Source organism: Planococcus sp. VCh962, assembly GCF_057748275.1.
In genome coordinates this window covers 53,994-63,732 of the sequence record NZ_JBYLHS010000012.1, presented here as the reverse complement: position 1 = coordinate 63,732, position 9,739 = coordinate 53,994, and the positions used below count along the sequence as shown (strand labels likewise).

14 protein-coding genes are annotated in these 9,739 nt (G+C 44.2%); all 14 read right to left on the bottom strand.

The genetic code is table 11. The features are described 5' to 3' along the window. Nucleotides 1-94: 94 nt before the first annotated feature. A complete protein-coding gene (salA, locus tag AC3AQ9_RS19445) occupies nt 95-1,156 on the bottom strand; it encodes an iron-sulfur carrier protein/transcriptional regulator SalA (RefSeq protein ID WP_488309129.1) in 1,062 nt (353 codons plus the stop codon). Nucleotides 1,157-1,355: 199 nt separating this feature from the next. Next, nucleotides 1,356-1,748 (bottom strand): 30S ribosomal protein S9, encoded by a 393-nt coding sequence (gene rpsI, locus AC3AQ9_RS19440; protein ID WP_036803984.1) that lies wholly within the window; start codon nt 1,746-1,748, stop codon nt 1,356-1,358. Between the two features lie 29 nt (nt 1,749-1,777). Further along, nucleotides 1,778-2,215, bottom strand: coding sequence for a 50S ribosomal protein L13 (gene rplM, locus AC3AQ9_RS19435; RefSeq protein WP_488309128.1), 438 nt, complete (start codon nt 2,213-2,215; stop codon nt 1,778-1,780). A 213-nt stretch (nt 2,216-2,428) separates the two neighbouring features. Further along, the gene (gene truA / locus AC3AQ9_RS19430) at nt 2,429-3,172 is read right to left on the bottom strand and encodes a tRNA pseudouridine(38-40) synthase TruA (RefSeq protein WP_488309127.1); all 744 of its coding nucleotides are present in this window, start codon (nt 3,170-3,172) and stop codon (nt 2,429-2,431) included. 10 nt (nt 3,173-3,182) lie between these two features. Then, the gene (locus AC3AQ9_RS19425; protein WP_488309126.1) at nt 3,183-3,980 is read right to left on the bottom strand and encodes an energy-coupling factor transporter transmembrane component T family protein; all 798 of its coding nucleotides are present in this window, start codon (nt 3,978-3,980) and stop codon (nt 3,183-3,185) included. Beyond that, nucleotides 3,977-4,849 carry an energy-coupling factor ABC transporter ATP-binding protein gene (locus AC3AQ9_RS19420; RefSeq protein ID WP_488309125.1) on the bottom strand — a complete coding sequence of 291 codons (873 nt, stop codon included), beginning with the start codon at nt 4,847-4,849 and terminating at the stop codon, nt 3,977-3,979. The genes AC3AQ9_RS19425 and AC3AQ9_RS19420 overlap by 4 nt, the downstream gene beginning before the upstream one ends. Continuing rightward, nucleotides 4,825-5,673, bottom strand: a complete 849-nt coding sequence (locus AC3AQ9_RS19415; RefSeq protein WP_488309124.1) for an energy-coupling factor ABC transporter ATP-binding protein — start codon at nt 5,671-5,673, stop codon at nt 4,825-4,827. The genes AC3AQ9_RS19420 and AC3AQ9_RS19415 overlap by 25 nt, the downstream gene beginning before the upstream one ends. Before the next feature lie 331 nt (nt 5,674-6,004). Then, on the bottom strand, nt 6,005-6,379 hold the full coding sequence (gene rplQ, locus AC3AQ9_RS19410; protein WP_036803955.1) for a 50S ribosomal protein L17: 375 nt from the start codon (nt 6,377-6,379) through the stop codon (nt 6,005-6,007). A gap of 47 nt (nt 6,380-6,426) precedes the next feature. After that, complete coding sequence (locus tag AC3AQ9_RS19405; RefSeq protein WP_437151736.1) at nt 6,427-7,371, bottom strand: DNA-directed RNA polymerase subunit alpha; 945 nt, start codon at nt 7,369-7,371, stop codon at nt 6,427-6,429. Between the two features lie 131 nt (nt 7,372-7,502). Beyond that, nucleotides 7,503-7,892, bottom strand: coding sequence for a 30S ribosomal protein S11 (gene rpsK, locus AC3AQ9_RS19400; protein WP_006828953.1), 390 nt, complete (start codon nt 7,890-7,892; stop codon nt 7,503-7,505). Nucleotides 7,893-7,917: 25 nt separating this feature from the next. Beyond that, entirely contained in the window at nt 7,918-8,283 is a 366-nt protein-coding gene (gene rpsM, locus AC3AQ9_RS19395) for a 30S ribosomal protein S13 (RefSeq protein WP_488309123.1), read from the bottom strand. A gap of 23 nt (nt 8,284-8,306) precedes the next feature. Further along, nucleotides 8,307-8,420 carry a 50S ribosomal protein L36 gene (rpmJ, locus tag AC3AQ9_RS19390; RefSeq protein WP_006828951.1) on the bottom strand — a complete coding sequence of 38 codons (114 nt, stop codon included), beginning with the start codon at nt 8,418-8,420 and terminating at the stop codon, nt 8,307-8,309. 37 nt (nt 8,421-8,457) lie between these two features. Then, nucleotides 8,458-8,676 (bottom strand): translation initiation factor IF-1, encoded by a 219-nt coding sequence (infA, locus tag AC3AQ9_RS19385; RefSeq protein WP_006828950.1) that lies wholly within the window; start codon nt 8,674-8,676, stop codon nt 8,458-8,460. A gap of 404 nt (nt 8,677-9,080) precedes the next feature. Next, complete coding sequence (locus AC3AQ9_RS19380; RefSeq protein WP_488309122.1) at nt 9,081-9,734, bottom strand: adenylate kinase; 654 nt, start codon at nt 9,732-9,734, stop codon at nt 9,081-9,083. Between the last annotated feature and the right edge of the window lie 5 nt (nt 9,735-9,739).

Here is a 9,739-nt window from a genome sequence, read left to right as displayed (position 1 = left end):
AAACCTTCACTATATTTTGCCATATAAAAAACACCCCAAAAGTTAGATTTGGACTCTAACTTTTGGGGTGCACTACCCTTCCGGGCTTTTGATTTTATTTTTTAGCGAATTGAGCAAGAATCTGTTCCGCAATTTCACCATAAATTTTTCCTGTTGGATGGTCTTCCAAGTACACCGATGGAGCAAAGTCTGCTTCATTCCAATCTGGTTGTCCTAAAGGAATTTGTCCAAGCAAAGGCACTTGCAATTCTTCAGCAAGTTTTGGGCCGCCGCCTTGGCCAAATAGATATTCTTTTTTGCCTGTTTCTTGGCTCTCAAACCAAGACATGTTCTCGATAACCCCTAGTACTTCGTGGTCTGTTTGAATCGCCATAGCGCCAGCACGCGCAGCTACAAAAGCAGCCGTTGGATGCGGAGTGGTAACAACGATCTCTTTGGATGCCGGAAGCATCTGGTGGATATCCAATGCTACATCGCCTGTTCCTGGTGGCAAGTCCAATAGTAGATAGTCGAGATCTCCCCATTCCACGTCACGGAAAAATTGATCCAGAACTTTTCCTAGCATTGGCCCACGCCATACTACAGGCATATTATCTTCCACAAAGAAGCCCATTGAAATGACTTTCACGCCAAAGCGCTCGACCGGAATAATCGTATCTCCACGGACCACAGGAACTTTATCAATTCCCATCATATCCGGAACACTAAATCCATAGATGTCCGCATCAATCAAACCGACTTTCTTGCCAAGGCGTGCAAGGGCAATCGCCAAGTTAACGGAAACTGTTGATTTTCCGACTCCGCCTTTTCCGCTGGCAATCGAAATAAATTCCACTTTATTCAAAGGAGAAAGTAAATCCTGTGCTTCTGATTCGCTCGCAGTTCCACGGAACTGAGCCAGCGCCTCCGGTGCCAGGTCTTCAAATCGAATTCCGACTGAACCCGCCCCCGCTCCTTTGAGTACATCAACCACTTTCATTTGCAATTGCATTTGTTCAGGCGTATTCGTTTTTGCAATGGCCAATTTAACACTTACGTGATTTTTTTCTTCTTTTATTTTCACAGACGTTATGCCGTTTGTTTCCGTCAGCGATCTATGTAAAAACGGATCTTGTAACTCTCCGAGTAACTCGCGAACTTGTACTTCAGTTAACATATCCTACACTCCCTATCACTTTTGCTCACCCTAAAGTATACCATAGACATTTTCATTTTAAATCTATTCTGTCTTTTACAGTAAAGCGGAAGCAGCTCTAGGGATTGGACGTTGAAAAACAAAACACCGTTCCGTCCAAAACTCTCACAAAACAAACAAAACCCCTCTTCTCCGGAGAGAAAAGGGGTTTTCTGTAAAATTAACGTTTTGAGAACTGTGGTGCACGACGAGCTGAACGAAGACCTGGTTTCTTACGTTCTTTCATACGTGGGTCACGAGTTAGCAATCCAGCAGATTTTAATGCTGGGCGGAAAGCAGGGTCTACAGTAAGTAGAGCGCGTGCAATTCCGTGGCGTACTGCTCCAGCTTGACCTGTGAAGCCGCCGCCTCTTACGTTTACAAGTACGTCATAGCTTCCTAGAGTTTCAGTAGCTACTAGTGGTTGTTTGATGATTTGCTCAAGCGTTTCGTATGGAACGTAATCCGATACGTCACGGTTGTTGATTGTAATTGTGCCGTCGCCAGGTACTAGACGTACGCGAGCTGTTGAGTTTTTACGGCGACCTGTACCGATATATTGAACTTGTGCCAAAGGTGTATCCTCCTCTTATTTACTAATGATTATCCGCGAAGTGTGTAAGCTTCTGGTTGTTGTGCTTGGTGGTTATGTTCTGGACCAGCATAAACGTGTAATTTTTTGAACTGTTGGCGACCTAAAGTGTTTTTAGGAAGCATCCCTTTAATAGCCAATTCAAGCATTTTTGTAGGGTATTTTGTACGCATTTCAAGAGCTGTACGTTGTTTCAAACCACCTGTGTATTGAGTGTGGCGGTAGTAGATTTTGTCAGCTAATTTGTTACCAGTAAGGTGAATCTTTTCAGCGTTGATGATGATCACGTGATCACCTGTGTCAACGTTTGGTGTGAATGTTGGTTTGTATTTACCGCGTAGGATTGAAGCGACTTCAGAAGCCAAACGACCAAGAGTTTGCCCTTCTGCATCGACAACTAACCATTTACGCTCTACTTCGTGACCTTTAGCCATGAATGTTGTACGCATGTATATTGTCCTCCTAAAATATCATCTCTTTTATAATCATGTTCCGTTGTTCCTTTGTTGCATGTTCGTTCCGTTGTTCCGTTTTTTCGTTATCCCTTAACACTAATAACCTTCCGGGGCATATCGTGGGGGTAATGAAAATACCATACATCATCATATAACGGATGAACTCTAAAGTCAAGGGTTTTTCCAAAAACACCTGGAAAAGTTGTTTCAGCTTTCATACTCCACATTTTCGAGGTATAAACCATGGGGTGCTGCGGTTTTTCCAGCTTTGCTGCGGTCTGCCGCTCTGACGATTTCCGCCAGCTCTGAAGCATCTCTTCTGCCGATTCCTACTTCCATTAACGTGCCGGCGATAATCCGCACCATGTTGTATAGAAAACCTGATCCTTCGATGACCATATGCAATTCTTCTCCGTGTTCTTCAAGCTCCAGACAGCGAACAGTCCGAACTTTATCTACGACTCCTGTATTGGCTGCGCAAAAACTGGAGAAATCATGAGTTCCAAGAATCGCTTCTGCTGCAATCCTCATTTGAGCAACATCCGGCTGCTGTTTTACATGCACCAGGTAATTTCGTGTAAACGGACTGATAATTTTGCTGCGGTCCCATTTATAGCGATAAGTTTTCCCGCTCGTATGATACCTGGCATGAAAAGAGGAATCCACTTCTTCAATACCGTGCACCCGGATATCTTCAGGCAATAAGACATTGAGTGCTTTCAGCCACCCGCTTAACGGAATTTCAAGAGGACTGTCAAAATGGATCACCTGTCCTGTAGCGTGCACTTTTGCATCGGTGCGGCCGCTTGCCACAACTTGAATGGATTCGCCTTTATGGATTCTCTTTAACACCGTCATCAATTCCTGCTGTACCGTCCGTGATTCCGGCTGGATCTGATACCCGGCAAAGCCGGAACCGTCATAAGCAATTTTCGCTTTATATCGTTTCATAGTTCTCTCCTTACGTGCGGAAATACCAGAGCACTGCCGTTAAGCCGATCAGCATTACTAAGCTCAATGTATCCTTTATCCGCCAATCCAGTTGGCGGTACCGTGTTCTGCCGGCGCCGCCACGGTATCCTCGGACTTCCATCGCTGTTGCCAGATCTTCTGCCCGCTTAAAGGCGCTGACAAACAACGGAATCAGCAGCGGCACTACCGCCTTGATGCGTTCTTTTACCGGACCTGAGCCGATATCTGACCCTCGTGCCATTTGTGCTTTTAAAATCTTGCCCGTCTCATCCATCAACGTTGGAATAAACCGCAGCGATATGGACATCATCAATGCCAGTTCATGGACCGGCAGCTTAAACCGTTTAAATGGTCCAAGCAGCACTTCAATACCATCCGTTATAGATATCGGAGAAGTGGTGAGCGTTAGAATACTGGTGATGAACACAAGCACCAAAAATCGAATAGAGATGAATATCCCTTGCCGCAAACCTTCCTCATATATTTCAATAAAGCCGAAACTAAATAGAACGTCTCCCTCTTTTGTAAAGAAAATATGCAAAAGGAATGTAAATATCAATAGAATAAAGACCGGCTTCAACCCGTTCACAAGGAAATACAAACGGATCTTTGATAAAAATACGATAAAAAACGTGAATGACAGCAAAACTAAATAAGTCAAAGTGTTATTCGCGACAAAGACGATTCCAATAAAAATGAAAACGAATAGGATTTTTGCTCGAGGATCCAATCGGTGGATAAACGAATTTCCCGGAATAAAGCGGCCAAAAATCATTTTTTCCATCATTCGGACTCACTTCCTTCCGAAAGCGCCAGCGCCAATTTTTTTGCCAGCGCTTCTTCTGTCAGGGAAATCCCGTCCAGTTTAATGCCCATCTTTTCTTCGAACTTCCGTTGGAGCCGTACGGTACGCGGGGGTTCTAAGCGATAGTCCAGCAATTGTTCTTCATTCGCAAAAATTTCTCTTGGCTCTCCGCTCGCAACACATTTCCCATTATGCATAATAGCCACTTGATCTGCGTAACGGGCTGCATCTTCCATGCTGTGAGTTACGAGCACCGTGGTTAAGCCTTTCTGTATATGAAGCTGATGGAACAAGTCCATGATCTCCCGGCGTCCTCTAGGGTCCAAACCGGCAGTTGGCTCATCAAGCACCAGGACTTCAGGATCCATAGCCAGCACGCCAGCAATTGCGACACGGCGCATCTGACCTCCCGATAAATCAAACGGCGATTTCTGCAATACTTCCGGCGGTAATCCAAGCTGCTCGACCAATTCATGCGCGCGCCGGCTCGCTTCTTCTTCAGAGACCCCATAATTCAATGGACCAAACATAATATCTTTTAAAACAGTTTCATCAAACAGCTGCTGTTCTGGAAACTGAAAAACAATTCCTACTTGCCGGCGGATTCCACGCAAATTTTTAGCTTTTGTCTTTGCTTCAATCTGCTGTTCCCCGATGACTACGGTCCCTTCAGTCGGTTTCAGCAAAGCATTCAAATGCTGCAAGACTGTTGATTTCCCAGATCCCGTATGACCAATCACCGCTGTGTAAGACCCTGAAGGGATGTGTAAATTGACATTGTGCAAGGCTCTTTTCTCGAAAGGCGTATTCACTGCATAACTATATCCTACTTCTCGGAGTAAAATGTCCATAAATCCTCCACCAGCTCGTCTTCTGTCATATGTTCTCCATGAACTTGGATTCCTGCTTCTCTTAGCAAATGCGTCATCCGCATCGCAAAAGGCAAATCCAAGCCGAGCTTTGTTAATTCGTTGCCGGATAAAAACACTTCTTCCGGCGTACCTTCTTTGTGCTTTTGTCCTGCGTTCATGACAATGATGCGGTCTGCAAGGGCAGCTTCTTCCAAGTCATGGGTAATCGAAATAACCGTTAGCCCTGTTTCTTCCCGCAATTCACGAATCGTTTCGATAACTTCCATGCGTCCTTGCGGATCAAGCATGGAAGTCGCTTCATCCAGGATCAAAAGCCTTGGCCTTAAAGCCAGGGCACCTGCTATCGCCACTCGCTGCTTCTGTCCGCCCGAAAGGTGGTGCGGTTCATGATCCAAGTAATCTTCCATTTTGACTTGACGCAAAGATTCTTTTACCCGAATCACCATATCTTCGTGTGGCACTCCATTATTTTCTAGCGCAAAAGCTACATCATCCTGAACAGTAGCCCCTACAAATTGATTGTCGGGATTTTGAAACACCATTCCCATCTGAGAGCGGATGTTCCATAAACTTTCCTCTGACATCGTCTGGCCCATCGCTTCAACTTTGCCTTTTCCAGGAAACAGCAACCCGTTCATTAATTTGGCAATCGTCGATTTACCAGAGCCATTATGGCCGACTAAAGCAATCCACTGTCCTTCTTCGATTGAGAAAGACAGGTCCGCTACTGCTGGCCTTACCGTTTCATCTTCTGGCATATATGTAAATGTCACATCTTCAAATGACATAATGATCGAATTCATCTCAGCTAACCTCCTCTGATCCTACTCTAATCTCTACTCTACTCGGTTTTATAAGCATATGTAAAATAAATAAAAAAAGCGCGCACCTCATTCAGAGAAATGCGCTTTTCTGTCTATGGCTTCCCCCGATTGCTTAAGCCGGGGTTGAATGAGGTGCGTAGAGCTAGACAAGACGCCGCCTTAAAGGCTCGCTCATCATAACACTCAGCTTTTCATATATGTCGTATAAATCATAATGCTAAAAGAAGAGGGCATGAACCCTCTTCAAATAAATCAATTGTGCCTCAGCATATTGCAGCCAAAGGCTTTAATTTGAACCTGTTGATTCAAATTAAACTAGTTCAATAATTACGATTGGTGCGCCGTCTCCGCGACGAGGCCCCATTTTCATGATGCGAGTATAACCGCCTTGGCGCTCTGCGTAGCGTGGTGCAACGTCATCAAACAATTTTTGCAAAGCAAAGATTGTGTTTTCGTTACCTTCTGCGTCAGTAGATGTTACTAGCTCACGGCGAATGTATGCTGCAGCTTTGCGGCGTGCGTGAAGATCCCCACGTTTGCCAAGCGTAATCATTTTTTCTACAGTTGAACGCACTTCTTTCGCACGAGCTTCAGTCGTTTGAATGCGCTCATGTACGATTAAGTCTGTTGTAAGGTCACGTAATAGTGCTTTACGTTGAGAACTTGTACGTTGAAGCTTTCTCATTGAAGTTTCCCTCCTTTGTTAAATAGTTCGGATCAGATTACTAGTGTTCAGTCTTCTTTGCGAAGCCCTAGCCCTAGATCTTCTAACTTCACTTTAACTTCTTCAAGTGATTTGCGTCCGAGGTTGCGCACTTTCATCATGTCGTCTTCTGACTTGCTTGCCAGCTCGTGTACTGTGTTAATACCCGCGCGTTTTAAGCAGTTGTAAGATCGAACCGAAAGATCAAGTTCTTCGATAGTCATCTCTAAAACTTTTTCTTTTTGGTCTTCTTCTTTTTCAACCATGATTTCAGCCGTTTGTGCCTCATCTGTCAATCCTACGAAGATATTTAAATGCTCAGTAAAGATTTTAGCACCAAGTGCAATTGCCTCTTTTGGACCAATGCTGCCATCTGTCCAAACATCAAGAGATAATTTATCGAAATTAGCGAGTTGACCCACTCGTGTATTTTCTACTTGGAAGTTAACACGTGAAACAGGAGTATAAATAGAATCAATCGGGATCACACCAATAGGTAAATCATCACGTTTGTTTTGATCAGCCCGAGCATATCCACGGCCTCTGTTCGCATACATGCGCATACGGAGGTGGCCGCCTTTAGCGATTGTTGCTATATATAAATCTGGATTCAGAATTTCAACATCACTATCGTGCGTGATATCTGCAGCCGTAACCGTTCCATCACCTTTGACATCAATTTCAATGACTTTTTCTTCGTCAGAGTAAATCTTCAGAGCCAGTTTCTTAATATTCAAAATGATAGAGGCCACATCTTCTTCTACACCTTCAACAGTGGAGAATTCGTGCAATACACCGTCAATTTGAATCGAAGTAACAGCAGCGCCTGGTAAAGATGAAAGTAAGATTCGACGTAAGGAGTTCCCTAAAGTGGTTCCATATCCACGTTCAAGTGGTTCAACAACAAATTTTCCGAATTTGGAATTGCTGTCGATCTCGACCGTTTCAATTTTTGGTTTTTCTATTTCGAGCATTCATTTTACCCTCCTTCAAAACGTCGGTGTTTTTTTCGTTTCATCAAGAATTCGATAGTCACAGACTTTCGCTACAATTCGGAACACGTTCAGTAAGTCGTGATGTTCAAAAATCCTATTCAGATTAACGATTACACGCGGCGGCGTTTTGGTGGACGGCAACCGTTATGAGGTACTGGAGTTACATCTTTGATAGCTGTAACTTCTAGTCCGGCAGCTTGAAGCGCACGGATAGCAGCCTCACGACCTGAACCAGGACCTTTAACTGTAACTTCTAAAGTTTTAAGACCGTGTTCGATTGAAGTTTTAGCAGCGGTTTCAGCAGCCATTTGAGCAGCGAAAGGTGTAGATTTACGTGAACCTCTAAATCCTAGTGCACCTGCGCTTGACCAAGATACTGCGTTACCTTGCATATCTGTAATCGTAACAATTGTGTTGTTAAATGTTGAGCGGATGTGAGCAATACCAGATTCGATATTCTTTTTCACACGACGCTTACGAGTTTGTTGTTTACGTGCCATGTTAAGAAGAAACCTCCTTTACTGATTATTTTTTCTTGTTCGCAACTGTTTTACGAGGACCTTTACGCGTACGCGCATTGTTCTTCGTATTTTGACCGCGTACAGGCAGTCCACGACGGTGGCGGATTCCCCGGAAGCTAGCAATTTCCATCAAGCGTTTGATGTTTAAAGATACTTCACGGCGAAGGTCACCTTCGATTTTGTATTGGTCTAATTGTTCACGGATATTGTTCAACTCGTCTTCAGTAAGATCGCGTACGCGAGTATCTTCAGAGATACCAGCAGAAGCAAGTACTTTCTGAGCAGTAGTTTTACCAACACCAAAAATGTAAGTTAATGAAATAACAACGCGTTTGTCGCGCGGAATGTCAACACCAGCAATACGTGCCATGTGTATGATGCACCTCCTTCATATTAGCCTTGTCTTTGTTTATGTTTCGGATTTTCACAGATTACCATTACTTTACCGTTTCTGCGAATAACTTTACATTTTTCACAGATCGGTTTTACAGATGGTCTCACTTTCATCTAACCCAACCTCCTTAGTAGTCCGGAGTGCAAAAGATTATTTAAAACGGTATGTGATACGACCGCGTGTTAAATCATAAGGAGAAAGTTCCACTGTTACTTTATCTCCTGGCAGAATGCGGATGAAGTGCATGCGGATCTTGCCTGATACATGAGCAAGAATCGTATGGCCGTTCTCCAATTCCACTTTAAACATCGCGTTAGGCAAAGTCTCAACGACTGTTCCTTCAATTTCAATTACATCGTCTTTCGCCATCGACCCAGTCTCCCTTCTGTATACAAATCAGGTTCTCATCTTCAAACAGTATTTGCTGATTGAATAGTTATATTATATTCATTCACCAGGAATGCATGAGTGACATTCGAAAGACAGTCTCCGAGTTCCACTGCCCGCAAGTTGCGGAGAGGGGGTAATCCGGTTTATCCAGTCTGACTCATGTTTCCTCGACCGTCCGGACTGCCTTGGATGAGTTCCAAACCCGTTACACAGATGCTTCCACGAAACCCATTATACTATTTCCAGTGCTGAATTGCACATTGCGAACTCTGCACCGGACTTCATATAATAAGCCTTGTTTGCTTTTGCAGCTCTCGAAAATTCATATCTCCGGTGCTCCTTAAAGCCACATGGAGGCAACTAACTGCGCCCGGCGCCGGGGATTAGCCTCGGTCGCCCTTTAGAAGAGCATCAATGTCAGCAAATACTTTTTGAATGTCCTGCTGTCCATCTATATTTTTCAACACGCCTTTGCTTTCATAGAAATCAAGAAGCGGTTGTGTTTGTTTAATGTTTACTTCTAAACGGTTTGTGACGGTTTCAGGATTGTCGTCTTCGCGCTGGTATAGTTCGCCGCCGTCTTTGTCGCACACACCTTCAACTTGAGGCGGGTTAAACACTAGATGGTAAGCAGTTCCACATACTTTGCAAATCCGACGTCCTGTTAAGCGTTTAACAAGTTCATCTTGTTCAACTTGGATGTTTACGACATGCTCGATTCTTTTGCCAAGATCAGCAAGAAGAGATTCCAGCGCTTCAGCTTGTGGGACTGTACGCGGAAAGCCATCTAGTAGAAAGCCTTCTGCACAATCCACTGCGCTAAGACGCTCACGGACGATACCGATAGTCACTTCATCAGGCACTAATGCCCCTTTATCCATGAACGATTTTGCTTCCAAGCCTAGTTTCGTACCGCCTTTGATAGCAGCACGGAACATATCACCTGTAGAAATATGAGGGATGTCGTACTTCTCAACAATTCTGTCTGCTTGAGTGCCTTTGCCGGCACCAGGTAGACCCATTAATACGATATTCATACGGT

What these genes read in the sequence shown, in the direction of transcription:
- salA (WP_488309129.1), bottom strand. Translation starts at nt 1,156, where the DNA reads ATGTTAACTGAAGTACAAGTTCGCGAGTTACTCGGAGAGTTACAAGAT.
- rplM (WP_488309128.1), bottom strand. Translation starts at nt 2,215, where the DNA reads ATGCGTACAACATTCATGGCTAAAGGTCACGAAGTAGAGCGTAAATGG.
- truA (WP_488309127.1), bottom strand. Translation starts at nt 3,172, where the DNA reads ATGAAACGATATAAAGCGAAAATTGCTTATGACGGTTCCGGCTTTGCC.
- AC3AQ9_RS19425 (WP_488309126.1), bottom strand. Translation starts at nt 3,980, where the DNA reads ATGATGGAAAAAATGATTTTTGGCCGCTTTATTCCGGGAAATTCGTTT.
- AC3AQ9_RS19420 (WP_488309125.1), bottom strand. Translation starts at nt 4,849, where the DNA reads ATGGACATTTTACTCCGAGAAGTAGGATATAGTTATGCAGTGAATACG.
- AC3AQ9_RS19415 (WP_488309124.1), bottom strand. Translation starts at nt 5,673, where the DNA reads ATGAATTCGATCATTATGTCATTTGAAGATGTGACATTTACATATATG.
- rplQ (WP_036803955.1), bottom strand. Translation starts at nt 6,379, where the DNA reads ATGAGAAAGCTTCAACGTACAAGTTCTCAACGTAAAGCACTATTACGT.
- AC3AQ9_RS19405 (WP_437151736.1), bottom strand. Translation starts at nt 7,371, where the DNA reads ATGCTCGAAATAGAAAAACCAAAAATTGAAACGGTCGAGATCGACAGC.
- rpsK (WP_006828953.1), bottom strand. Translation starts at nt 7,892, where the DNA reads ATGGCACGTAAACAACAAACTCGTAAGCGTCGTGTGAAAAAGAATATC.
- rpsM (WP_488309123.1), bottom strand. Translation starts at nt 8,283, where the DNA reads ATGGCACGTATTGCTGGTGTTGACATTCCGCGCGACAAACGCGTTGTT.
- rpmJ (WP_006828951.1), bottom strand. Translation starts at nt 8,420, where the DNA reads ATGAAAGTGAGACCATCTGTAAAACCGATCTGTGAAAAATGTAAAGTT.
- infA (WP_006828950.1), bottom strand. Translation starts at nt 8,676, where the DNA reads ATGGCGAAAGACGATGTAATTGAAATTGAAGGAACAGTCGTTGAGACT.
- AC3AQ9_RS19380 (WP_488309122.1), bottom strand. Translation starts at nt 9,734, where the DNA reads ATGAATATCGTATTAATGGGTCTACCTGGTGCCGGCAAAGGCACTCAA.